This window comes from Paenibacillus sp. J22P277 (assembly GCF_059383675.1).
This window is the reverse complement of the sequence record NZ_JBXENS010000011.1, coordinates 46,769-72,856: the sequence shown is the minus strand read 5'-3', so window position 1 is coordinate 72,856 and position 26,088 is coordinate 46,769. Positions and strand designations below refer to the sequence as shown.

Annotated in this window: 18 protein-coding genes; 17 read left to right on the top strand and 1 reads right to left on the bottom strand. The window is 56.3% G+C overall.

Annotated features, from left to right (window positions below; genetic code table 11):
* Positions 1–52 precede the first annotated feature (52 nt).
* The 10 genes from AC50YL_RS32335 (at position 53) to AC50YL_RS32290 (ending at position 11,063) form a co-directional block, all read left to right on the top strand.
* A complete protein-coding gene (locus AC50YL_RS32335; RefSeq protein WP_494837503.1) occupies positions 53–3,091 on the top strand; it encodes a S8 family peptidase in 3,039 nt (1,012 codons plus the stop codon).
* A 17-nt stretch (positions 3,092–3,108) separates the two neighbouring features.
* Positions 3,109–3,357, top strand: coding sequence for a DUF1146 domain-containing protein (locus AC50YL_RS32330; RefSeq protein ID WP_494837502.1), 249 nt, complete (start codon positions 3,109–3,111; stop codon positions 3,355–3,357).
* A 215-nt stretch (positions 3,358–3,572) separates the two neighbouring features.
* Positions 3,573–4,985, top strand: a complete 1,413-nt coding sequence (gene murA, locus AC50YL_RS32325) for a UDP-N-acetylglucosamine 1-carboxyvinyltransferase (RefSeq protein ID WP_494837501.1) — start codon at positions 3,573–3,575, stop codon at positions 4,983–4,985.
* A gap of 184 nt (positions 4,986–5,169) precedes the next feature.
* A complete protein-coding gene (spoIID, locus tag AC50YL_RS32320) occupies positions 5,170–6,345 on the top strand; it encodes a stage II sporulation protein D (RefSeq protein WP_494837500.1) in 1,176 nt (391 codons plus the stop codon).
* 338 nt (positions 6,346–6,683) lie between these two features.
* Positions 6,684–7,196 (top strand): peptidoglycan DD-metalloendopeptidase family protein, encoded by a 513-nt coding sequence (locus AC50YL_RS32315; protein WP_494837499.1) that lies wholly within the window; start codon positions 6,684–6,686, stop codon positions 7,194–7,196.
* Between the two features lie 184 nt (positions 7,197–7,380).
* On the top strand, positions 7,381–7,668 hold the full coding sequence (spoIIID, locus tag AC50YL_RS32310; RefSeq protein ID WP_090575384.1) for a sporulation transcriptional regulator SpoIIID: 288 nt from the start codon (positions 7,381–7,383) through the stop codon (positions 7,666–7,668).
* Positions 7,669–7,772: 104 nt separating this feature from the next.
* Complete coding sequence (gene mreB / locus AC50YL_RS32305) at positions 7,773–8,780, top strand: rod shape-determining protein MreB (protein ID WP_494837498.1); 1,008 nt, start codon at positions 7,773–7,775, stop codon at positions 8,778–8,780.
* A 186-nt stretch (positions 8,781–8,966) separates the two neighbouring features.
* Entirely contained in the window at positions 8,967–9,833 is an 867-nt protein-coding gene (locus AC50YL_RS32300; protein WP_494837497.1) for a flagellar hook-basal body protein, read from the top strand.
* Positions 9,834–9,873: 40 nt separating this feature from the next.
* On the top strand, positions 9,874–10,698 hold the full coding sequence (locus AC50YL_RS32295; protein WP_494837496.1) for a flagellar hook-basal body protein: 825 nt from the start codon (positions 9,874–9,876) through the stop codon (positions 10,696–10,698).
* Positions 10,699–10,709: 11 nt separating this feature from the next.
* On the top strand, positions 10,710–11,063 hold the full coding sequence (locus AC50YL_RS32290) for a DNA-directed RNA polymerase subunit beta (RefSeq protein WP_494837494.1): 354 nt from the start codon (positions 10,710–10,712) through the stop codon (positions 11,061–11,063).
* A 243-nt stretch (positions 11,064–11,306) separates the two neighbouring features.
* On the opposite strand, the gene AC50YL_RS32285 is transcribed toward AC50YL_RS32290, so the two are convergent.
* Complete coding sequence (locus AC50YL_RS32285; protein WP_494837492.1) at positions 11,307–13,484, bottom strand: hypothetical protein; 2,178 nt, start codon at positions 13,482–13,484, stop codon at positions 11,307–11,309.
* A gap of 421 nt (positions 13,485–13,905) precedes the next feature.
* Between AC50YL_RS32285 and AC50YL_RS32280 the strand changes: the two genes are divergently transcribed.
* From AC50YL_RS32280 to AC50YL_RS32250, 7 genes are all read left to right on the top strand, one after another.
* Positions 13,906–14,490 carry a CDP-alcohol phosphatidyltransferase family protein gene (locus AC50YL_RS32280; protein WP_494837490.1) on the top strand — a complete coding sequence of 195 codons (585 nt, stop codon included), beginning with the start codon at positions 13,906–13,908 and terminating at the stop codon, positions 14,488–14,490.
* Positions 14,491–14,649: 159 nt separating this feature from the next.
* Positions 14,650–15,081: a 3-hydroxyacyl-ACP dehydratase FabZ gene (gene fabZ, locus AC50YL_RS32275; protein WP_161745759.1), complete on the top strand. Its 432-nt coding sequence runs from the start codon at positions 14,650–14,652 to the stop codon at positions 15,079–15,081.
* A gap of 86 nt (positions 15,082–15,167) precedes the next feature.
* Positions 15,168–16,880, top strand: coding sequence for a phospho-sugar mutase (locus AC50YL_RS32270; protein ID WP_494837489.1), 1,713 nt, complete (start codon positions 15,168–15,170; stop codon positions 16,878–16,880).
* Between the two features lie 58 nt (positions 16,881–16,938).
* Positions 16,939–19,059 (top strand): DUF5693 family protein, encoded by a 2,121-nt coding sequence (locus tag AC50YL_RS32265; protein WP_494837487.1) that lies wholly within the window; start codon positions 16,939–16,941, stop codon positions 19,057–19,059.
* Positions 19,008–20,201 (top strand): polysaccharide pyruvyl transferase CsaB, encoded by a 1,194-nt coding sequence (gene csaB, locus AC50YL_RS32260; protein WP_494837485.1) that lies wholly within the window; start codon positions 19,008–19,010, stop codon positions 20,199–20,201. Before AC50YL_RS32265 ends, csaB begins: the two co-directional genes overlap by 52 nt.
* A 231-nt stretch (positions 20,202–20,432) precedes the next feature.
* A complete protein-coding gene (locus AC50YL_RS32255; protein WP_494837484.1) occupies positions 20,433–21,566 on the top strand; it encodes a glycosyltransferase family 4 protein in 1,134 nt (377 codons plus the stop codon).
* A 171-nt stretch (positions 21,567–21,737) separates the two neighbouring features.
* Entirely contained in the window at positions 21,738–25,871 is a 4,134-nt protein-coding gene (locus AC50YL_RS32250) for an S-layer homology domain-containing protein (RefSeq protein ID WP_494837483.1), read from the top strand.
* The last annotated feature ends 217 nt before the right edge of the window (positions 25,872–26,088 follow it).

Here is a 26,088-nt window from a genome sequence, read left to right as displayed (position 1 = left end):
GGGGCGGGAAGCGAACAGTTTCAGATACCAAATTGCAGGTTAAAGGCTGAGTATGATGATCAACCGTAATGGGAAAGCGCGATCCAGTTCCATATCGTCAAAGCCGGGCTCCGTGCTTCGCGGGGACTATTCCGTCGTGCCCGTCGCCGGCAAGATCGGCGCCGGGACGGCGGTCGAGCGCCGGCATCGCCAGGCGTTCGCGGCGCGCTTCGCGCGCCTGGCGCTGCGCGCTGCGCTCGCGGCGCTGCTGCTCGCGGGCGCTCCTGCGGAGGCGGCTTCGCTCGCCGCAGGGGCCGCTCCCGCGGCCCTGCCGCCTGCGGCGGCGGTCGGCGGCCCCGATGGGTCTGCCGCCCCAGCCGCCGACGGCGGCCCGGATGAGCCGCAGCCGCGGGACTGGCTCATTAAATGGCGCGATCCCGCGCAGGCGAAGCCGCTGCCCGGCACGCGCGTGCTGCGCCGCCTCGCCCTGCCGGAGGCGGCGGTGGACGTCGTCCGCCCCGCGGACCCCGGGGCGGACACGGCCCAGTGGCTCCTCCGGCTGCAACGCACGCCGGAGCTCGCCTACGCCGAGCCGGTCGGCCGCGTGCACATGCTGGCGGCCGAACCGGCGGCGAACGACCCGGAATTGCCGAAGCAGCAATTCTTAACGCAGATCGGCGCCGCGGAGGCATGGACCACGGCGCACGATCAAACGGATTTGACGATCGCGCTCATCGATACCGGCGTCGACTTGGATCACCCGGACCTCAAGGATAATTTGGTCCCGGGCACGAACCTCGTCTCGCCGGGCAAGCCGCCGGAAGACGACAACGGCCACGGCACGGCGGTGGCGGGCGTCATCGCGGGAGAAGGCAACAACAAGCAGGGCATCGCGGGCATCCTATGGCATGCCAAGATCATGCCCGTCAAGGCGCTGGACGCCGACGGCTACGGCGACGAGGAACGCCTCGGCGAAGCCATCACGTACGCCGTCGATCACGGCGCGCGCATCCTGGTGCTTTCGGTCGGCCTCTACCGCTATTCGCCTTACCTGAAGGACATCGCCGCCTATGCGGAATCCAAGGGGGCGCTGCTGGTGGCGGCCAGCGGCAACGACGGCGAGCTGCTCGGCGCCAAAGCCAAGGTCAAATACCCCGCCGCCTACCCGACGGTAATGGCGGTAGCCGGGGCGACAGCGGACGGCGCGCCGGAGACGAGGTCCAACGCGGGGCCCGAGATTGACCTCGCCGCGCCTTGGAGCGTATATACGACGGCGCTTGGCGGAGGCTATAAGCAGGAAGAGGGCACATCGATGGCCGCGCCGCAGGCAGCCGCGGCGGCGGCGCTCGTCTGGGCCGTGCATCCCGGCTATAAGCCGTATCAAGTACGCGCCTTGCTGCGCCAATCGGCAAAGGACATCGGCAACCCGGGATTCGATAACGCCAGCGGTTACGGGCTTCTGCGGATCGATAAGGCCGTCACCGCCGCGCTGCAGGCGGACGGCTACGAGCCGAATAACGACCGGCAGCGGGCGAAGCTGTTTCCGCTCGGCACGAAGATCGCCGCGGAGCTGGCGGGGGCAGCGGATTCGGATTGGTATCGTATCGAAGCGCCGTACGACGGCACGGTCGCGATCCAGGTCCAGAGCCTGCCCGCCGCCGGCGAGAGCGTCCCGACGCTGCAGCTGACGCACGGCGGCGATGCGTCCGCAAGCGCGACGCGGGATATCAAACTCGGCAACCAAACGGTGGAATGGCACGTAAAAAAAGGGCGGAACGATTTCGAGATGCGTTTCTTCGGCAGAACGGGCAAGCAGCAGCTGGCTTACCTATTGACCTCGTCCTTCGAGAACGAGCCGGATGCCTACGAAACGAACGACAAGCAATACCAGGCGTTTACGCTGCAGCCCGTATCCCAGCAGATCGTCGGCAATTTCCATCAGACGGGGGATCAGGATTGGTTCGCGATCCACTTCGACACGGGCGGCATGCTGAAGCTGTCCGTGACGGCGGACTCCGCGCGCATGGACCCCGGGCTCGCATATCAGCGGCAGGGCGGCGCGCTGATGGAAGAGGACGAGAACGGCGAAGGCGAAGGGGAATCGTCCCCGCCGATCGACGTTGCGCCGGGCACGTATTACATCCGGGTGCATAACGCGGCGTCTGCGCAGGCCAGTCCGACGGCATCGCAATATAAGCTGAATATGCTGTTCATTACGCGACATACGGATCCCAACGAACCGAATGACAGGACTTACGAAGCGACCGGCATATCGCCCGGCGCGGGTTACTCCGGCGTCATCGGCGGGCCGGGCGACGTGGATTGGTACCAGCTGCGGTTGACCGCCGCCCAGATGGTGACGCTGCAGGTCAGCGGCATCCCGGCCGGCATCGCGATGAGGGCGGAGCTGTTCGACAAACGCCAAAAGTCGCTGTACGTGCTCAAGTCGGCGCCGGGCGCCGCGTCCATGACCAAAGAGGCGCGGCTGGAAGCGGGACTGTATTACGTCAAGCTTTCGGCAAGCGCCGCGTTCGATAAACAGTATTACGGACTCCGCGTGAAGACCGAGACGCTCGTCGCCGGATTCCGGGATATCGACGGCCATTGGGCCGAATCGTCGATCGTCGCCTTGAACAAGAAGGGCATCGTCGGCGGCAGCGGGAATTACCGGTTCGGCCCGGACCAAAGCATTACGCGCGCGGAAGCGGTGTCCATGCTCGTGCGGGCGTTCAAACCAGCGGGGGGCGGCGGGAACGGCGCGAGCTTCCGAGATGTCGGCGGCAGCCACTGGGCGTATTCGCCGATCGTCGGCGCGGCGCGCGCCGGCTGGATCGGAGGCTACCCCGGCGGCATATTCGGACCCGGACGGCCGATTTCCCGCGAGGAAATGGCCGTGATCCTGCTGCGCGCGCTGAATGCCGAGAGCGGGCGCGCAAGCGCATCGGCGTTCGACGACGTGCCGGCAGCGCGCTGGTCTGCGCCGGCCATCCGGACCGTTAAGCAAATGGGACTCATGGGCGGTTACCCGGGCAACCGGTTCGAGCCGGAGCGTTCCGCGACGCGGGCCGAGTTCTCGTCCGTGCTGCTGCGCGCCTTGAGCGCCGGAATTTAGAATAGGGAGTCAGTGGAATGATGGATCAAGTCGCTTCAACGGCCGGCATGCACGCGTTATTGTCGATCGTCATTGAATTGTTGAGCATCGCGCTGGCCTGGATCGTGATCCAGGAGCTGAAATGGGACACGATCGTCAAGCGTCCCCGGGGACCTCAGACCCGCGCGCTGCAAATTGTCCTGTCGATCGTCCTGGGACACGGTTTCGCTTCCTTCGTCCTTGCTTACTGGAACTGGTCGAGCCTGCTCAGAGGAATTGTCGAATAACAAGCTCGAAACATGTTAACAATGGGTAATAGATGACGGTACGAAAGACGAAATCGCTTGCGAATGGTATAAAATACCGCTTTTCGACAGGGAGAAAATAACGCTTGTCGATTCCTGTAAGCGGATGTTAAGATGTACTTTGAGTGCGTATCGTAGTACCAGATATTTCCTCAAATAGGTAAAAGAATCTACTGCACGCGGAGGGAAACCTTAAGATGAGCAAAATAATCGTCCGCGGCGGCAAGCGACTATCCGGAACTGTCCGCGTGAGCGGCGCCAAGAACGCCGTATTACCGATACTCGCTGCCACGTTACTCGCAAAGGATGGCGAAAGCGTCATCCACGACGTACCTAATCTCGATGATGTGATGACGATTCAACAAGTGCTGACCGCCTTGGGCGGAAAGCTGACATATGATAATGAGACCATGCGCATATCCGCCGAGCATCTCGTATCGTTCGAAGCGCCGTACGAATGGGTGCGCAAGATGCGCGCTTCTTTTCTCGTCATGGGTCCTTTGCTTGCCCGTCTCGGGTGCGCGAGAATTTCGCTTCCGGGCGGCTGCGCCATCGGAACGCGTCCGATCGACCAGCACTTGAAAGGCTTCGAAGCCATGGGCGCCGAGATCGTGCTTGGCCAAGGCTTCATCGAGGCCCGTACGGACGGCAAGCTGAAGGGCGCGAAGATCTATCTGGATGTCGCCAGCGTCGGCGCAACGGAGAACATTATGATGGCGGCCGCGCTGGCGGACGGAACGACGACGATCGAGAACGCGGCGAAAGAGCCGGAGATCGTGGATTTGGCCAATTACCTGAACGCCATGGGCGCAATCGTCCGCGGCGCGGGCACGGGCATTATCCGCATCGAAGGCGTGGAATCGCTTAGCGGCGTTGCACATACCGTTATTCCTGACCGCGTAGAAGCGGGTACTTATATGATTGCGGCTGCCATGACCGGCGGCGACGTCCACATCGAGGGCGCAATTAGCGATCACTTGGCGCCGGTGATTTCCAAGCTGCAAGAAATGGGCGTCGGCGTGACGGAGACGGACGGCGGCATTCGCGTGACGGCGTCGAAAAGGCTGAAATCGGTCGACGTCAAGACGCTTCCTTATCCGGGCTTCCCCACGGACATGCAATCTCAAATGATGGCGCTGCTGATGGTGTCCGAAGGCACAAGCATCGTCACGGAAACGGTATTCGAGAATCGTTTCATGCACGTCGAGGAGTTCCAGAAGATGAACGCGCACATTAAAGTGGACGGACGTACGGCGATCGTATCCGGCGGCACGCAGCTGACGGGCGCCAAAGTAACGGCAACCGACCTGCGCGCGGGCGCGGCGCTCGTATGCGCGGCGCTCTGCGCCGACGGCGAGAGCGAGATTGCCGGCATTCACCACGTGGACCGCGGCTATGTCAACATTACGGGCAAATTGGCGGCGCTTGGCGCGGATATCTTCCGCGACGAAGAGATGCCGGCTGAATCGAGAGCATACGCCAAAGTGCTCGAAGGCGTTGCCCCGGCTCTCGAAGAGACGGAACCGGCCATCGTTGCGGCCAGGACGCAGGAACCTGCCAAACGGGAAAAGGAACTGCCTCGCATCAAAGCTCAGCCGACCTGGGCCTAATAGTCATTCTCCTTCAAAAAACCCTATTTTCGTCCCTTTCTCGGGAAAAGGCGGAAATAGGGTTTTTTGCGTTTGCTTCCGACGCTTTGCGGCCGGTTCGGGTACTATCCTATCTTTTCGGTTCATAGAATGAACTAGGCGGAGAACGAGAGACAGAGAGTCGCAGAACCGAAAGGAGCAGAGCATGAAGCAAGCGAAATGGAAGGCAGGGCGCTCTTATCGCCGTCGTTTTTGGACAAGGAGGTGGTGGCTTGGGTTTCTATGGGGGCTGCTGCTCGTGATTCTCGTGAAAGCGATCGTTCATTATATGGCGCCGAGGACGACGTCATCCGAGGGCCGGGATTCGATCGGCACGGTTGCGGAATCGGCTCCGGCCGAGCTTGAGCCGGAAGGCCGGCCGCCGGCCGCTGCATCCGCCTCGAAGCCTAAGACGCCCAAGACCGAGATACCGGCCTCTTCGGGCATTGACAGCGCGGACAAGCAGTACAAAGTGCTCAGCGCTTACGACCGGCTTTGGGTATCCGTTTATTTAACCCGGGAGCGGCAGATCGAGAAAATGCCGATCGAGCTTTACGTGCGGGGCGTTCTGGCCGGCGAAATGCCGGTCGATTTCGAGCTGGAGGCGCTGAAGGCGCAGGCAATCGCCGCGCGGACCTACATTTACAGGCGGCTGCTGACGGGCGACAGGAGCGGTCTGACCGATAAGGAGCAGAAGGCCGACGTGGACGATACGGTCATGAACCAGGCGTACGTGTCGATCGGCGAGTTGTTGAACCGCTGGAGCGGGAGCGTGAAGGAAACGAACCTGCGGAAGCTGAACGAGGCGGTCGAGGAAACGAAGGGCTTGATCGTCACGTACGGCGGCGAGCCGATTCAAGCGTCGTTTTTTTCCACGAGCAACGGCCATACGGAGAATGCTTCGGATTATTGGAATCTTGACCTGCCTTATTTGCGCAGCGTGGCAAGCCCGTGGGACAAGGCGATTTCGCCCAAATATGAACAGACGGTCGAGATCGGACTGAAGGAGGCTGCGGCTAAGCTCGGCGTGAAGACGAGCGAGATCCGCGGCATGCGCATCCTGGGCATGACCTCCGGCGACCGCGTGAAGGAGGTCAAGCTTGGCGGGAAGACTTTCACCGGAAGAGAGATTCGCGAGAAATTGGCTCTCGCATCCTCGGATTTCACGTGGTCTATCTCTGGCAATACGATGACGATCACGACGAAAGGGTATGGTCATGGAGTAGGCATGAGCCAATGGGGCGCGAACGGAATGGCGAAGGAAGGCGCAACGGCGCGGCAAATCCTGGCGCACTTTTATTCGGGAACCTCGGTCGTGCCGGCATCCGGCGTGCTAGACTAGCGGCGATCGCTATATCTAACAATCTCAAAAAATGTAAATCCCTCACGTATAAACTGCTAGGTTCTGGCAACAATGGCTAGTGAGGTGATCGAACAATGAGTGATAACAAATCAAAGTTCAATGAAGAGGCTCCCAAAAACACAATGGGAGGCAAAGCCGTCAAACCGTCTGCGTGGAGAAAGCTGATGGCAAAGAAATGGGCAGCACCATCAGCATTTTTGGCCGCCGCAGCAATCATCGTAACCTTAATGTGGCTCTATGGGGGAGCTGGGGAAACAACGGACAAACCGGCCAGCACCACCGTAGATAACGCACAAGGGGTAACGGATGAGCAAACTTTGGATGAGCCGACGCCTTCGGACGACGAGGCCATGATCCAAAAGTCGGAAGACGAAACGATGAAATGGCCGGCCGACAAGAGCCAGCTCGACGTATTGGCACCGTTCTACAGCAGCAAGTCCAGCAATGAAGACCGTCAGGCTGCCTTGATCGAAGCCCCGAACAACGAGATCGTCGCCAACATGGGGATCGACCTCGGCAAAGAAGATAAAGCTTTCGACGTTACGGCGGCGCTCAGCGGGGTTGTAACGGTAGCCGAGAAAAATCCGGTTAACGGCAACGTGGTTCAAATCAAACACGCCGGCGGCCTCGTGACGATCTACAACAGCCTCAGCGACGTGCAAGTCACGGTCGGTCAAGACGTGAAGCAAGGCGACGTCATCGCCAAAGCGGGCCGCGACGAGCTGGAGAAAGACCTCGGCGTCCATCTGCACTTCGAAGTGCGCCAGGACGGCAAAGCGATCGACCCTTCGACGCTGATCGAAACCGCGAGCGCAAACGCGCAGCAATAACGGCAAGGCGGCAATGGGCCGCAAAACCTTTCGAAGGCAGGGATTTCCTGCCTTCTTTTTTGCGTTTCGGGGCCGCTTTTGAAAATATTTGCAGTTCTTGGGCTTGTCACGCTTGGACACAAAGAATATATACCCGTACCCCTCATATAATGTACCAAACTATCTCGAGTAGGGAGGCGGGAGCGTGCACGATTATATCAAAGAACGGACCATAAAAATCGGCCGTTGCATCGTCGAGACGAAGCATACGGTTCGTACGATCGCGAAAGAATTTGGGGTCTCCAAAAGCACGGTGCACAAGGATTTGACCGAGCGATTGCCGGAGATAAATCCCGATTTGGCGGATCAGGTCAAGCACATTCTGGAATATCACAAATCGATCCGGCACCTGAGGGGAGGAGAAGCAACCAAAATCAAGTACAAGAAGAGCTCCGGACGCAAGCGCGAAGTCCTTGCCGCGGCAAAATCGTAAGCGATTTTTTCTACAAAAATAGAGGATTTTCGTTCAATTCAGCGAATACTATACTGGATGAGGATTGTACTCGACTATTAATTGCGCTGGAGGACTTCAGACTTATGTTTAGCAAGGATATCGGGATTGATTTGGGAACCGCAAATGTGTCCATTCACGTTAGGGGGAGAGGCGTCGTTTTGGATGAGCCTTCGGTCGTAGCGATCGAAAGCGAGACCAAACGCGTGCTTGCCGTCGGCGAGGAAGCGCATCGGATGGTAGGACGGACCCCTGGAAACATCATTGCCATCCGACCGCTTCGCGACGGCGTCATCGCCGATTTCGAAATAACGGAAATCATGCTTAAAGCTTTCATTGATCGCGTGGGCGGCCGGTCTTGGTACAGCCGCCCGCGCATTCTTATTTGCGCCCCGACCAACATTACGTCGGTCGAACAGAAGGCGATCCGGGAAGCCGCGGAGCGCAGCGGCGCGAAGGACGTCTTTCTGGAAGAAGAGCCGAAAGCGGCGGCCATCGGCGCCGGCATGGACATCTACCAGCCAAGCGGCAATATGGTCGTCGACATCGGCGGCGGCACGACGGACGTGGCCGTGCTGTCCATGGGCGACGTCGTTACGGCCTCCTCGATCAAAGTCGCGGGAGACAAGTTCGACGAAGCAATCATGAAGTATATCAAAAACAAGTACAAGCTCTTGATCGGCGAACGGACGAGCGAGGATATCAAAATCAAGATCGGCACCGTCTATGACAACGGCTTCAGGGACGAGATCGACATTCGCGGACGCGACATGGTAACCGGATTGCCGCTGACCGTGACGATTTACTCGGAAGAAGTGCGCGAAGCGCTCTGGGAGCCGGTATCATGGATCGTCTCGGCCGCCAAATCCGTGCTTGAACGGACGCCTCCGGAGTTGTCCGCGGACATCATCGACCGCGGCGTCATCCTGACGGGCGGCGGCGCGCTGCTCGGCGGACTCGATGCCTTGCTCGCGGAAGAGCTGAAGGTCCCCGTTTTGATTGCCGAAGACCCGATGCACTGCGTCGTCAAAGGGACAGGCCTGCTGCTGGACCATCTTGACCGCGCGCCTCGCCGGGATATCTCGAAGCGCTAGAAACGATGGAATAGGCGGCAAGCCGGTGTTCGGGTAGGGTGCCGTAGGGGGGCGCGCCGAAGTGCATGGCTGCAGAATAGGTCTTTAGACGCAATGCCTGTCTATTCATGACGGAGCGGATATATCCGATATATACGGTAAGGTTTCAGCGTTCGGATAATCAGACAAGCGCCCGGGAGGATCTCCATGCTAAGAGGACTTTATACGGCTGCCGCGGGAATGATTTCGCAGCAGAACAGACATGATACCATCACCAACAATATCGCCAACATGAATACGCCGGGCTATAAGCAGAAATACGCGGTTACCCATTCTTTCCCGGACATGCTCCTGCGGTTGACGGGAAGCGCCGACGTCGACAACGGCAAATCGCTCGGCAAGCTGAGCACGGGCGTCTTCGCGGAGGAGAGCTTGCAGATCAACCTGCAAGGCGATCTGATGCAGACCAATCAATTCAGCGATTTTGCGATTTCTTCGGATATTAGCGTGCCCGGCATTAATTTCGATTCGTCCGGCAAATCGGTAACGGCGGACGGGGAGCTGGTGTTCCAGCCGCAAGCGTTCTTCACGGTGCAGAACAAGGACGGCGAGACCCGCTATACCCGCGACGGCCAGTTTAAACTGGACGAGCAGGGTTTCCTGACGCTTCCGGACGGATCCCGCGTTCTCGCGGCGGACGGCAATCCGTTTCGGCTTCCGGCGGGCATGACCATCAACGACCTGGCAATCACGGCCGATAACCGGCTGGTGAATCCGCTGACGGGCGCGAGCGCGGGGCAGCTGCTCATCTCGCGGGTGGAGAACCCGAACCAGCTGATCCGCGAAGGCGACGGCAAGTTCAAGCTTGCGGACGGCGAGACGGGCGTGCGCGCCGTCAACGCGACCGATCGCGTCGAGGTGCGCCAAGGCTACATCGAACGGTCCAATGTCGATGCCGCGCAGTCGATGGTCGATCTCATGTCGGCGGCAAGAGCGTACGAAGCGAACCAGAAAATCATTCAATTTTACGATAAAAGCATGGATAAAGCGGTCAATGAAATCGGACGCATCTAACTTCGGCGTATAGGAACGCAAGGCAGGGGAGGCTACAGGAATGAACGGCTCAATGATCAGTGCGATGGCGTCCATGAGCGGACTGCAGCAGAAGCTCGACATGTTGGCCGACAATATCGCGAACGTGGATACGGTCGGTTACAAACGGAAGGTCGGTACGTTCGAAGACCTTCTGACGACGCTGAAGCAGCAGCCCGATGCGTTCAAACAGCCCGGCCGGCTTACGCCGATGGGGTTCAATCAAGGCTGGGGTTCCCGTCTTACGATGGTGCAGCCGGATATGGCCCAAGGGCCGCTGAAAGAGACGGACCAGCCATACGACGTGGCCATCGAAGGCAATGCCTTGTTCCAGGTCACCGTGGACGACGCGGGGCATACGGGCTATACGCGGGGCGGATCGTTCCAGACCACCTTTACCAATATGGGCATTAATATTCTTACCACCAAAGAGGGCTACCCGGTAGCCTCCGTCAACGGCGGCCCGATCGAAATTCCGGCGGAAGTGCAATCGAATGTTCGCATCGATGCTTCCGGCAATGTGATCGGCACGACGCCCGCGGGAGACATATTGCAGCTTGGTCAGCTCAAGCTGGTTCAGGTAGACAAGCCGGGGCTGCTGACGCAGGTGTCGGACAATTTGTTTACGGTAGCCGACAGCGTTCAAGTCGGTGACGTGATGCATGACGTGACGGCCAGCGCGGAGTCCAAAATCGCCATTAAACAAGGTTATCTCGAGCAATCCAACGTCGTCTTGGCCGACGAGATGACGGATTTGATTAGCGTGCAGCGGGCTTACCAGCTTAGCGGAAGAGCATTGACATCGAGCGATACGATGATGGGGCTCGCGAACAATTTGCGCGCATAGGAAATGAGTGAATGCCTATGGATTCAAAGAAAGAAACAGCCGCAGGTCTCGAGGGCGTAACGTCCGCGGAACGCAGCAACCTGCTCGGCGCTTCGACTGCCGGGGATGCGGCCCGCGGAACCGGGAAACGCCCGACGCGGGAGTCGAGTGCGGCGAATGAAAAGACTAACGTGCGCAAGAAACGCCATCCGGCTGTCCGCGTGCTGAGATGGACGCTGCTCAAAAGCATCGTGCCCATTCTGTGCGTCCTGGCCATCCTGGGCGGCATGTACATCGGCTACGCGGTGGTCGGCAAACAGCCGGGCGGCGACATCCTCAAAATCGAGACATGGAAGCATATGTATGATCTCATCTTTGCTGATTAAATCGGATTGGTTTGCGTTCAAAGCGGGAGCTTTGCATGCAGCATTCCGATAAAGGATTGGTTTGCGTTCAAAGCGGGAGCTTTGCATGCAGCATTCCGATAAAAGCCTGCTTAGCCCAGCTAAGCAGGCTTTTTTGTGCTCTGGGTGCTGTTGGGCTGGGCTGGTCACAAGCGCTCCGGGAGCGCGAAAAGGCCCGCATTGTCGTCTAGCGACGAGATGCGGGCCTGAATAAGGACAAGCGGTTTATTTTACGGATACGTGAATGCTGATCGTCTTGCCTTCTACCTTCGCGCGCACATAAGTCGAGCCCTTCGCGACGGCGGTAATGACGCCGTCTTCGACGGTTGCCACTTTGTTATTGCCGGTTGTCCATATAGCTGCCTTCGTGACGTCTCCGACACGGCCGCCTTCGTATTCGCCGGTCACTTTGACGGTTTCCTTCGCTGCGGGCGCCATCGTCAATGATTTGCTGGATGGCGTCATTTTCTTCAGCTTGCCGATGACCGAGACGGAGATGACGACGGACTTGCCTTGGTACGTGCCGGTCAGCTTGAAGGTACCTTCTTTAATTGTCTTGACGGAGCTGCCTTTGATCGTTGCGAGTTCTTCCGAATCCATCGTCCAGTTCATTTTGGAGGCGAGGGAGACGGTTTTGCCGCTCTTGTAGACGCCGGTTACCTTGAGCGTATAGGTGCGCGCCGGGCTGAAGACGGGAGCGAGATTATCGACGAGCAGCTTCGTGATTTCCTCTTCGATCGTGACGCGGATCGACGTGGATTTGCCGAGGTACGTAGCGGTCAGCGTGACGGCCGAAGCTTTGATGCCTTTGACGTTCGGCGCCTTCACGATCAGGTTGGTCGAAGAGCTCTTCCATGTCACCAACGACGTGACGTCTTCCTCGTTGCCGCTGTCGTACGTCATCGTAATGGTCGGGAGCTTCGTGTCCTTGCCGATGACGACGGACAAGTTCTCTTGGTCGGAGCTCAGCATCAGCGGTTGTTCGTGCACGTTTACGGTAACCGTGACAGACTTGGACTGGATGGCACCCGTCAAGGTGACTTTGCCGACCTTCTTCGCTTTCCACTTGCCGTCTACTTTATCGAAAAGTTCTTTGTCGCTGCTGGTCCAGCTGACGACGCTCGATACATCCACCGTTTCGTCGGCGATCGTCGTAGCGGAAACTTTCGGCAGCGTTACGTTATCGTCGTCCACGTACGCGTCCATCGTGTCTTTAGCCGCCGTCAAACTGGCGACGGTCGGATACACCGTTACGTTTACTTGCTGGGTGACGCCCATGTACGACGCTTTAATAACGGTGGCCCCGATTCCTTTGGGACTCACGAGCCCTTCTTTGCTGACGGTGGCCGCGAACACGTTACTGGATGTCCATGTCGCTTTGGCCGTGACGTCAAGCGGCGCGTCATTGCCGTTCAGTACGACGGCGGTAAATGGCACCGGGCTTTCTTTCAGCATGATGTGCTGATCTTCCTTCGGGGTGAGACGCATCGCTTCGAAGGCCGGTCGTACGACGACGGTCACGCTGCTGCTCACGCCGAGGTACTCGGCGGTAATCGTGGCCGTGCCTACGCCGACGGGCGTTACGACGCCTTTGTCGACCGTGGCGACGGTCGCGCTGCTCGTCGTCCATGTCGCTTTGCCCGTGACGTCGCTGCTGACGCTTTCGGTGGAGAGCGACGTGGCCGTCAATGCCTTCGTCGGATCGCCATAGACGAACTCCATCAAATCGTTGTTCGAGAGCGAGAGCGATTTGTAAGGCGAGGCAACGGTCAATTTCACGGTGTCCGTCCTGCCTTTGAATTTGGCGGTGATGGTCGTGACGCCGGCTGCCAGCAGTTTGATCTCGCCGTCTTCGACGGTCGCGACGTCGGCATTGGAGCTTGTCCAGGTTGCGTCATCGGTGACGTTCTGGTCGGCTGCGCCGCTTTTGACGGCCACGAGGTCGTAGTCGAGCTCGTCGCCGAGTTTGACGTTAATCGCGGAATCTACGGCGGCGCCGTCATTCTTGATCGTCACGCTGTCATATAAATAATCAACGGTGACAGGCAGGGAGATCTTGAAGCCTTTATAGGTGGCGCTAATCGTCGCGCTTCCTTTGGCTATGGCGGTCAATTGTCCGCTCGTGACTTTAACGATCGAAGAATTCGAGGTGGCCCAAGCCGCGTCCAACGTGACGTTTTTCTGAGAGGATGATCCGGATATCGACGCGACTACGTCGACCTGCAGCGTATCGTCATCGATATAGATCCGGGCCGGGGAAGGAGCGTTGTCGAAGGAAATGCCGGTGACGACATCGTCCGCGTAAGCCAGTCCTGCAAAGGAAGAAAACGTCAAGACGATGGCTAACAGGAAAGTGAGCCATGGGCGGAATTTGGCAGGGGCGGCGGGTTTGTTCATGCGCATGCTGATTCATAACCTCCAGAGACAGAAATTTTCCTTTATTAATAGAGGGAAAGCGATTCGTTCGCCGAGCTTCTATTTAATGAAGGGATGAGCAAACCGCGCGGCAAGGTTGGCGGCGTTTCATCGTGTCTCTATATTTAACGGTTCGTCGGGACGGAAATTGAAGTCATTATGTAGATTCTGCCAGATTTAGTTCGCGTAAAGAGGGAAATAGTCCCCCGTTTATGCGGTGCCGGACGCGGGAGTTGGGGCTTGGGCGAGGTTTTATTTTTTCCAGCGTAGCGGTATAATGGTTTAGAATGTCTGCAGGACGGTTGACTGCCGTCCGCGCAAACCAATCGCCCGTGGGCGAATGCTGCGCGTCCTGCCGTCTGCGCAAACCAATCGCCCGTCACCTAATCGGTAAGGAGGCGTAAGCATTATGAATGTACCGAATATGCTCACCATGCTTCGGTTTGCGTTGATTCCCGTCTATATAGCCATATATGCCTCGGATTCCACGAATCATATGAAATGGGCGTTCCTGGTCGTCGTGGTTGCCGGATTGACCGATGTATTGGACGGTTATTTGGCACGTAAGTATGGACAGGTCACCATGGTTGGCTCCATGCTGGATCCGCTGGCCGACAAAACGATGATGATTGCCGTCATCCTGTCCTTGCTCATCACGGGGCATATTCCATGGAGCGCGGGCGCGGCGATTTTCATTCGCGACGCAGGCATGATCGTCGGATCGGCGTATTTTCACTTTCGGGGGAAGAAAACGGTACCCGCCAACTGGATGGGCAAGCTGACGACGATGCTCTATTACTTGGCGATCTTCTTTATTTTCTTCGAAATGCCTTGGGCACGCACGTATTTGTGGGGCGTCATCGCGTTTTCGTTCATCACGTCGTTTATTTACATCGGTTTGTTCCTGGCGTTGAACAGGGAGGGCAAGAAAGCGAAGATCAAGGGAGCGCCGACCGATGCGGACAACAAAGAGAATCACGCTCGGGAAGCCTGACGAACGGTAAAAAGGAGATTGAACGCGCGGACTTCTTCAAGAAGCACGCGTTCAATCTCCCTTATCTTAACCCCACGACTGCAGTTTCGTGTAGGATGGCCTTATTGTGGCACAATAATAAGCAATTTATAACACGCGCGACGAAAGGAAGTTTATGCTATGCTCGATATTCGGCAAATCCAGGAAATTATTCCGCATCGGCCGCCGTTTCTGCTGGTGGACCGCATCCTAGAAGTGGAAGAAGGCAAGCGGGCGGTCGGACTGAAGAACGTCACGATGAACGAGCCGTTTTTCACCGGACACTTTCCGGCGTATCCGGTCATGCCCGGCGTTCTGATCGTCGAGGCGCTGGCGCAGGTGGGAACCGTGGCCATTCTGATGGTGGAAGCGAACCGCGGCAAAATCGGGTTTTTCGCCGGCATCGATAATTTTCGCTTCCGCGGACAGGTCACCCCGGGCGATACGTTGATCCTGGAAGTGGAGATCACGCGCCTCAAAGGCCCTATCGGCAAAGGACAAGCTACGGCCAAGGTCGGAGACAAGGTCGTGGCCGAAGGCGAAATCATGTTCGCGCTGAAGGATCCGGAATAGTTTGCCGGAAAGTGGGCCCTGCGGGCTTAAACCGGCTAAAAAACGCGATCCTTCGCGCTTGAACTATATATAAAAAAATGGAGAGGATGCTGGAGATGAACCAAACTGCTGTTGAACGTTACGAGGCTTGGCTTGCGGACCCTTCTATTGACGCTGCGACGAAAGAGGAACTGGCGGCTCTTCGGGGCAACGACAAGGAAATCGAGGATCGCTTTTACCGCGAGCTGGAATTCGGCACGGGCGGCTTGCGCGGCGTGATGGGCGCAGGGACGAACCGGTTGAACGTGTACACCGTCGGCAAAGCCACGCAAGGACTGGCGAATTGGACCCTCGGCAAATCGTCGAAACCATCCGTCGTCATCGCCCACGATTCGCGCAACAACTCTCCCGAGTTCGCGCTGGACGCGGCGCTCGTGCTGGCTGCGAACGGCGTAACGGCATATTTGTTCAAATCTTTGCGCCCGACGCCGCAATTATCCTTCGCGGTACGCGCGCTCGGCGCGACCAGCGGCGTGGTGATAACGGCCAGCCACAATCCGCCCGAATATAACGGGTACAAAGCCTACGGTTCCGACGGCTGCCAGCTCGTGCCGGCGGACGCGGAGCAAGTGATCGGCGCGATTCAGGCCGTTACGGGCTTTGATCAAGTGAAACGCATGAGCCGCGAAGACGCGGAAGCCCAAGGCTTGCTGCAATGGCTGGGCGAAGCGGAGGACCAAGATTTCATCCGCACGGTCGCCGCGCAAAGCTTGAACAGCGAGCTGTTGAAGAACGGGCTGGGCGAAGCGCTGACAGTGGTATACACGCCGCTTCACGGGGCGGGCAACATCCCTGTGCGCGAAGTGCTTGCGGCGTCAGGTCTCTCCAATGTACATATCGTAGCGGAACAAGAACAGCCGGACGGGTATTTCAGCACGGTCAAATCCCCGAATCCGGAAGAACGCGAAGCGTTCACGCTGGCTATCAAGCTGGGACAAGAGGTCGGCGCCGACATTATGATCGGAACGGATCCGGATTGCGACCGGATGGGCGCGGTCGTCCGAAATAACGACGGCGAGTATGTCGTGCTCTCCGGCAATCAGTCCGGCGCGATCATGGTGCACTATCTGCTCGGCACGCTCAAGGAACGCGGCCAGTTGCCGGCAAACGGCGTCGTCGTCAAGACGATAGTCACGAGCGAGATGGGCGGCGATATCGCGGCATCTTACGGCGCCGAGGTCGTGAACACGCTGACCGGCTTCAAATACATCGGCGAGAAAATAACCCAGTACGAGAAGAGCGGAGAGCATTCGTTCTTGTTCGGCTACGAGGAAAGTTACGGTTATTTGGCCGGCACGTATGCCCGCGATAAAGACGCGGTCGTCGCTTCGCTGCTCATCTGCGAGGCTGCCGCTTATTACAAGAGCCAAGGCAAAACCTTGTACGACGTGCTTCTGGAGCTGTATGCGCAGTACGGTTACTTCATGGAGCACCTGGAATCCCGCACGCTGAAGGGCGTGGACGGCGTTCAACAAATCGCCGGCATCATGCAGGACTGGCGCAGCAATCCGCCTGTCGAAGTAGGCGGCGTGCGCGTGACCCAAGTATTGGATTACTTGCCGGGCTTGGACGGCCTGCCGCCGGAGAACGTGCTCAAATACATGCTGGAGGACGGCTCCTGGTTCTGCCTGCGTCCTTCGGGAACGGAACCGAAGATCAAAGTGTATGTTGCCGTACGCGGTCAATCGTTAAGCCAGGCGCAGGACGCCATCAAGGCGCTGACGGAAACCGTGATGCAGCGCGTCGACGGCAAGGCTTAAGCAGAAAGCTTCCGGGCGGGGCGCCGTCCCCGCCGGAATACGTTAAGGAGTGGAAGTTGTGCGTCAGAATTGGCAGCATTGGAATCGCAAAGCCATCGCGGTATTGTGCATCTTGATCATCATCGGCATTATCGCGGCATTGCCCGTAAGCGCGACGCGGTGGAAGACGGAGCGCAGCTCCAAGCAAGTGGACATTGTCTTCGACTACCGCGATCTGCTTCAAATATCGGCCTACAAAACCCACCCGCAGCAGTTCATCCAAGATGAGCTCGGCAAAATGAAAGCGGCGGGCATCGGCTCGATGGCCGTCTACGAAACATCGCTCCAGGAGTTGAAGTGGGCGGGAAGAATTTCGCTGTACAGCTCCGACACCCTCAGCGATCTGCAGGGTAAGCCGTTAAGCACGGACGAGAACTTCACGTACTTGCTCTTCAATTCGAAGCAGGACGAGGAATCGCTGAGTCCGATTATTTCGGATACCTTCAAAAGCTGGGATATCGCGACCTCGCCGTTCAGCTTCAAAGGCAGCAACGGGCTCGTGCTGGAAACGCCGGTCGAGGATGCGATGCTCAAAACGATGCAGCCGGACCCGGTTACCGTGCAAATGCTTCACGATGCCGGATTCCGGATCGTTCCGCGTTTGTCGGACCGCATTCCATATGATGCCGCCAGCGTGGACAAGCTGTTGGCATCATATCAAGCGCTCGGCGTTAAGCGAATCTTGTTCGACGGAAATGCCGTCAAAGGGTATGGAGACAATGCCGAGAAAAAGAGCTTGACCTCATTCGGCGATTCGCTCGACAAGCACGGAATCGGAATCGCGACCATTGAGAATTCTAAACCGCAACAGGGCATGAACTCGCTCGCTTACATAACGCATTATAATGTAGCGAGACTGTATTCCTTGTCCGAAAGAGATGCAGCGGCCTTGAAGCCGATCGACATCGCGGACCGTTTCCAACTGGCCGTCAAAGACCGGAGCATTCGCATGTTCTACATCAATGCCGCGCCAGCCAGCAATTCCGCCAAGTCGTCCATTACGGACCCGCTGGAGAACATCTACAACTCCCTGCAGGGCGAAGACGGATTCCTTGCGAAATTGGACAAGCTCGGGTACGCAGCTGGCCCTGCCGAGAAGTTCGATTATTCGTCCCCTTCTTGGCAAAAGCCGCTTAAAGCGCTTGTCGCATTAGGCGCGATCGCGTTCATCGCGCTGTTGATCCAAGCTTTCCTGCCCGGAGTCGGGGCAGCTATTCCGGTTTTCATCATCGGACTGATCGGAAGCGCGGGCCTATACGTGCTTTCCAAATCCGTCTTCGAACAGGGGCTCGCGCTCGGCGCGGCCATCAGTGCGCCGACGCTCGCCATGGTATGGGCGATTCGTCGCGTCAGAACCCATACGATCGGCAATCGCCGTCCGGTGGGCGGCGGGGACCACGGCGTTGCTTCGCGAACGGAAGGCGGCCAATTCCGCTGGATCTTCCCCGGCATCACCGCGGGGCGCCGATTCACGATGGCAATCGCGATATTCGCGACGGCGTCCGTCATCTCCCTCTGCGGCATTCCGTTCGTCGTCGGCCTGCTCAACAATATTACGTACAAGCTCGTGCTGGAACAGTTTAGGGGCGTCAGCATGCTTCACTTGGTTCCGATCGCCTTGACCGCGCTGTATGTGTTCCTCTACACGGGCGACTCCGTCATCGGCAATATCCGCAAGCTGCTGAAGATGCAAATTACAGTCTTGTGGGTCGTCGTCGTCGCGTTCGTGGGCGTTGCGGCGATGTACTACCTGTCGCGCACCGGCAACGAAGGGTCGGCGTCGTCGATCGAGCTTACGTTCCGGAACTTCTTGGAAACGACGTTCGGCGTGCGGCCGAGAACGAAGGAATTCCTGTTGTCGCATCCGCTATTCTTTGCCGGATTATTCCTGGCGCTTCGTTATCGCGCGGCGTGGGTATTATTTATCGTAGGATCCATCGGCCAATTGTCGATGGTGGATACCTTTGCTCATATTCATACGCCGCTTCCGATCTCCATTATTCGCGTCCTGCTCGGGCTCGTGCTTGGCGCCTTGATCGGCATCGTTCTGATCGGCGTGTGGCAGGTCTTGGAAGGAGTTTGGAAGCGATGGTCACCGCGGTTCGTCAAGACAAAGCAAAGCCTCAAATCCGGCGCGTAGTCGTCTCGGGCTATTACGGTTTCCGTAACAGCGGCGACGAAGCGGTGCTCAAATCGATTCTGTTCGCGCTCGCGGAAGAAGGTGCCGAGCAAGGCGTGCAGATCGTTCCCGTCGTCTTGTCGGTGGATCCGGCCTGGACGACCGAAATGTACGGCGTGGAATCCGTGCACCGGATGAAGCTTGGGGAAATCGTGCGCGCGATCCGCGGCAGCGACGGCCTCATCAGCGGCGGAGGCAGCCTCTTGCAGGATGCGACAGGCGCGGCGACGATCCCGTACTACACGGGCGTCATCAAGCTGGCGCAGCTGCTGGGCAAGCCGACGTTCATCTACGCGCAAGGCATAGGCCCCGTGAATCGCCGGTGGATGGACCGGCTGATTCGCGGCGTGATGCGCAAGAGCGCGTACATGTCAGTCCGCGACGCGGAATCCGCCGAGCTGCTCGGGCGGATGGGCGTGCCGCGCGACCGGATCGACGTTGTGCCCGATCCGGTCATGGGGCTGCCGCTTGCGCGCGAAGCTGCAAGCGGCGGCGGGGCCGCCGATGCGGAGCCGGCGGCCGGGGCTGGCGCGTCACCGGCACCGGCAGCGGCGGGGAATTCGCCGCTGCCGGTGGTCGGCGTGTCCTTGCGGCATTGGCGCAAGGACGGCGCCGATCTGGAGCGCGCGGCCGCCGCGCTTGGCGCGCTGGCCCGCAGCCGGGCGGTGCGGCTGCGGTTTCTCCCGTTCCACACCCCCTCGGACGTAGAAGCGTCGCAGTGGGTGATCGGTCAGCTCGGCGACCTTGGCGAGAGCGTCGCCGAGATCGCCCAGCCGGGAGACGACCCGCAGGCGATGCTGCTCGAAGTCAGCCGGTGCGACGCGCTGTTCGGGATGCGCCTGCACGCGCTGATCTATGCGGCGAATCAATCGGTTCCGCTTATCGGCCTTTCATACGATCCGAAGATCGATCAGTTCCTGAATCGATTGGGATTGAAGCCGATCGGGACGACCGAATCGCTGGATCCGGACGCTTTTGCGGCGGCCGTAAGCCGACTGCTCGACGAGTCCGCGGAATGGCGAACGGTGCATGGCGACGTTATAGCGCGGTTGAAGCAAGAAGCCCGCACGCCCGCGAAACAAATCGTGGCAAAAATTCGTTAAACTATATATAGAAGCTGTTACCTCATCCAACCATAGGTTCCTGCGGACATCTAGTTATACGGCCGTAAATCGAAGCGAAAGCGCTGTGCGTGAAAGAAAATGTCGCAAAACCAGGCCCAAGCACGCGAAATCATCGGGTATTTCGTGGAAATCGCTTGAAAATGAGAGTGGAGTTTCTTTTGCAAACAGCGTATAATTCTATCCGGCAATAGCTAGGAAAGGGAGATGGAAATGAGTCATGTCGTTCTCTATACAGCCGCATTCATAATTTCGTTATGCCTTGCGCTGGCGCTTACCCCGCTTGTTATCAAACTCGCATTCAAGGTCGGGGCGATCGACAAGCCGAATCATCGAAAAGTTCATACGAAGATCATGCCGCGTCTCGGCGGTTTGGGTATATATGCTGCATTCATCGGTGCTTATTTCGCGGTGCAGCCTTTTATTCCGGAAGGTCTTTTCCGCAACTACGATAAAAATTTAATCAACGCGATGCTCGCGGGCGGTTCCATTATCGTCCTCATCGGCGCGTTGGATGACCGTTTTGAATTGTCGGCCAAGGTGAAGTTGCTTGGTCAAATCATTGCCGCATGCGTCGTCGTATTCGGCTTCGGGGTCAAAATCGACCTGCTGAACATCCCGTTCGGCGAGGCTATGCAGCCTGTCGCGTCGTGGATCAGCATACCGATCACGATTCTCTGGATCGTCGGCGTTACCAATGCCATCAACCTGATTGACGGACTGGACGGATTGGCGGCAGGCGTGTCGGCGATTGCGATCGGGACGATCCTCGTTATGGCGGCGGTTATGGGCTTTGCGCCGGTCATTCTGCTGAGCACGCTGCTTTTGGGCGGCGTCATCGGGTTTCTGGTGTATAATTTCCATCCGGCGAAGATTTTCATGGGCGATACCGGTTCGTTGTTTTTAGGTTTCGGTCTTGCGACGCTCTCCATGCTGGGCTTCAAACAAGTCACGATGGTCTCTTTCGTAACGCCTTTGCTGATTATCGGCGTACCGTTGTCGGATACGTTCTTCGCAATCATTCGCAGATGGATCAATAAGAAACCGATTTTCGCTCCGGACAAAGGCCATTTGCATCATTGCCTGCGCGAACTCGGCTTCAGTCATCGCCGTACGGTTTTGATTATTTATGCTATCGCGTCGTTCTTCGGGCTATGCGCGATCTTGCAATCCACGATCGTGCAGTCGGACGCCGCCAACTGGATTACGTTCGGCGTTATCCTCGTGCTCGTATTCTTCCTCCAGATCGGAGCCGAGCTGATCGGCATCGTCGACAAGTCCCGCAGGCCGCTTATCAGCTTCCTGCAGCGCTTGCTGCTGAGGACGGAGCAGTCGCGATCGAAATAATTCTGGCTGGTAAAATAAAACTCTGTTTCCAATTGGAAACAGAGTTTTTTGCTTTCTGGCGTGACAACGGTCCCGGGTTTTTCTGGGACTTGTCTAAACTTTTAGCCCCTCAAGGCCGATAATAATGGTACATCAAACTATGTGAATGGAATGAAGTGGAGGAGGCTTACCGTGATTAGGAAATTAGGTACATGGTTCATCTTGCTGGCCTTGATTATTCAACTGGTGCCGGCAAGCAAGATCGAAACCGCCCAAGCCGCAACTGGCAACTTCGCGTTCCCGAGCGAAAGCGACCAAATCGGCTCGCCCCGCGTCACGACGGACGAACGCGTTACCTTGTCAGGAACGATCAACAATGTCGACCCATCCTCGATCTCGTACAGCGTGTACCAGATCATTGACCCAACCAATCCCGACAAATTGGGAAGCACACGCGAGAACCTTACCAGCAACGTATCGGTGAGCGGATTCAACGTGCAGATCTTCAATATTCAGCTCTTCCCTGGTCTTAACAAGATTACGTTCAAAGGCACCCAAGGTGGCGGTGAAGTAACCAACTCCATCTACGTGGAATACCGAAACGGTCCAATGCTCTACGATTTGACGGCGAATTTGGACGGCAATAACTTCCCTATCGTGGAAAGCGGTACAACAGTCGTTCAATCCACGACGTCGCGGGGCCGCGATACGGCCGACATCAGCATTACCGGTAAAGCACCGAATGCGCAGCAAGTAACGATCGTCGTTAATGGCAGCAGTAAAACCTACTCGGTCAACAGCACCAACGACAACTCTTTCGCGGCAGCACCGATTACCTTGCAAAAGGGAAAAAATTTGGTAACGATTCGCATCAAAAACGGAACGCAGGTTATTGAAACCTCACGCGATATCGCGTTTTATAACGGAAGCGTTACGTTCTATGATGTTAATATCAATGAAGTAGACAGTGGCGGGACAACGTTGCAGTCTGCGGCATTGGAATACAGTCCGAATTTTGTGATTACGCCGGCGAACACGCTGAAAATTACCGGGAAAGTCATCGTCCCGAACAGTCAGTACGCCGATCCCGCGGATCCAACGAAAACCGTGAAGCCTCATCCGGATCCAACTCAAGTGCTGAATACCATTAAAGCAGGGTACAAGAAAGCTGCGGATGCGGCTTACACGAATTTGACGGTCAGCAACGTTACGATCGTTGGACCGGCAACCGCTACCGATAAATTCTTCGTATACGCATACCAGATTAATCTCGGGACTCAAACTTCAAGCGGATTGTTGCTCGATACGATGTACAATATTAACCTAACGGGTCGTAACGAGGAAAATGTTCACCTCAACTTAACGCCGACCGAACAAGGAACCAATGCTTTATACTTCTCGTTGCGAGATAAGACGAAACCGTTTGTAAGCCAAATCAATTATCTGCCTGGTTATAAGCCGGATAATTACCAGGGTATTGAGGGCGTGCCGCTCGACGGTAAAAATGTTTACGGTTTGCCGGTCGGGATTGAAGTATTGGTTGGCAATCCTGCACTTAATGCAGCCGATGTCGTGACTGTGACTGGCATTTCGGATTTGTACGGTCACAGCAAGAATGAAACTGAGCTATCAGGAAAGTACACGGTGCGTGATAAGTCGACCGTAACCAGGACTGTAAACGGTACGCCGCAGACGTTCACGCGTGTTATTTTGGAATTCACGAAGCTTCCGTTTGAAGGAACACAATCGATTACTGTTCGTGTGAACGGTACTGGAGGCAACACGGGTACCGCTAAATTCACGATGCTGTACGGCCCTTACATGAACTTCAATACAATCTTTGATGGCATGACGGTTTACGATGACTCGACACTGTCGCCAGAAGCACGCGTATTGGATATTATTCATACGAAGTTAGGGAACTTCAAAGGTGTTTTGCAAAACATCAATGATACGTCCGAAATTAACTACAATGACACGACAGCCAATAAACCGAGAACTGTATTTTTTTACATTAATAACGCTCCATTTGCATTAAAACCGGTAGGGACGGATGAGACTCAATTCGAGCTCTACAATCCTAATACAGCAACAGAGGACATCTACGCTGCTGCCCTTAATGCATTGTTCAACGGTGAAAATACGCTCAAATTCGTTTTCCAAAGTTCCAAAAGCTATTACGAAAAGGTCGTAAAGGTCAATAAAGTTCCAACGAATCTCCCTGTCATTCCGGCGGATTCCACGGGAGTCTACCCGTTCACGTTCGAAGATGCTATCAGTAATCCGAAACCGATTCTGAATGATCCTAACTTCACGAAGAACGGCGGATTATACACTACGACGGAACCGTTTATGAACGTTTACGGGACATTCGATTTTATTGATCTAGGCAAAACGCCTGAAACCGTAAAGAGCAAAGTCGATTCGTTAATGACGGTTACTGCGAACCATCGCACTGCGGACGACTACATCTTGAAGATTACGGGGGCAACGCTAACAACTCCGCTAACTTGGAAGTTATCCGACCCGTTCCAAATCGTTAATGGCGACACGCCGATGGGTATGTACCCCGAAAATGCGAGCATCAATGGCAATCTTATCGTTCGGTACGATTTGTCGAAGCAATCCTTTGAATTCTTGCTCAAGAAACAAGAGTTGAACGCGGATGGAAGCTCCAGCGTGTACCTGTTTAATGTATTCAACAGTGGGGAGACAGGTCCAAAGGCAACGTACCGCCTGGAAGTTGACCCGACGGTATTGCCATACAAAATTCTTCGCCCGTACTTACCGGCCGAAGGCATCGTGAACAAGAACTTCGTTGATGTCATTATCAATGCAAAAGGTGCGGACAAAGTCACGATCAACAAACAAGCAGCGGATAAGTACGCTTATGATGCCGACAACAACCCAGCTAATGGTGTTGAATATCCGAACGCGTACAAAGCTACGATTAACGGGCTGAAGCCTGGCGTGAACAAAATCAGCTTTACTATCGAGAGCGCTTCGGATAAAGTCAGCAATTTCTTTGAAGTCACGTACACGCCGACCAATATTCCAGGCGCCGAGTTTTTGGATGAGATGAAGACGTCCAACAAAGTGTTTGACGGTGCGGTTACATTGAACTTCCCGAAAGGGACTGCACTTATTCGTCGCGACTTTAACGTCCCGGCCAATTTGAAAAACCAAGTCTTTACGGGACACAAATTGCTGTTCGCAATTGCCAACCCCGAGGATGGCGTTGTTGATCGGCGCGAATATGATAGCCCGCCGCCCGATTTTGATTTGATCATGCAAAACTTCGGCACGCGGTTCAGAGTGTCGTTCCCGACACGCTTCTCGAAATCCAGTCCCGTATATTGGATCGATGCCGGGCTTGCGGATGACACCACAACGCCAAGCTACGATCCATTGAAGATGGGCGTCGATCCTTATCAATATCCGGGTGCGACAGGACCAGGGGGAACGAAGATTCCGACTTATGACGAGCGCCCGGATGATCGCGAGCTGATCGCATCCAAGCGCGGTACGCTGACGCTGTCGTTCGATCCGAATATCCGCAACACCGCGGGCACGATCGTAACCGTATTCCGTTACGACGTGGAAAATAAATTCTGGGTCAACCTGGGTGGAACCGTCGATACGAAGAAGAACACGATTACTGTTCCCTTCGATCAGTTCGGGTATTACGTTGCCGCGAAAATGACGTATTCGTTCTCGGATGTCACCAACCATCCTTACGCTCGCAATTATATGGAGGCCATTTTTTCCAAAGGCATAATGAACGCGGCCAACTTTGATGATTTCGGTGCAGATATGTACACGACCCGCGGCGAGTTTACTCGAATGGTCGTTAAAGCACTCGATATTCCGCTCAACTATGAGTTAAGCAAACCTCATTTTGACGATGTGCCGCCAATCATTAACCAAGATGCGTTATGGGATTACAGTTATATCGAAACAGCGGCACGAGAAGGCATCATTCGAGGTACGCAGCCGCGTGCATTCCAACCGTCCGCCAACCTTTCGAGACAAGATGCCGCCGTATTCCTTGCGCGTGCATTGAACCTGAAGCTGGAGACGGATCCGAAGAAGATCGATGCAGCATTGCAGAAATCCTTCAAAGATTATTCGGACATCGATTACTATGCGAAGGCTTCAGTGCTTGCAATCGCCAAGAAACTTTACATTCAAGGTTCCCCAATCGATTCGAAGGATCCGAAGAAAGGTTTTACCTTCGAGCCGAATTCCAGCTTGCTCCGCTCGGATGCAGCGATCATCACCGGCAAAATGCTTGCCGATCTGAAGCGACTGCCTAAACTGAACTAAATTGGTTAACAAAGGACTGCCTGGGCGATGCCCGGGCAGTCTTCTTGTTCTTGCATGGATTTCTAGCGTTTAGTAGAGCTCGCTATACATGGGAAATGTTATCTATCGACGGAAATAGGCCATTCGTTCTATAATTAGAGCCGTGGTAGACAAACTGTCATGGTTCATACGGCACATTGGCGAAATATGCGGGAAATGAAGAGGGAAAAAAGATTTT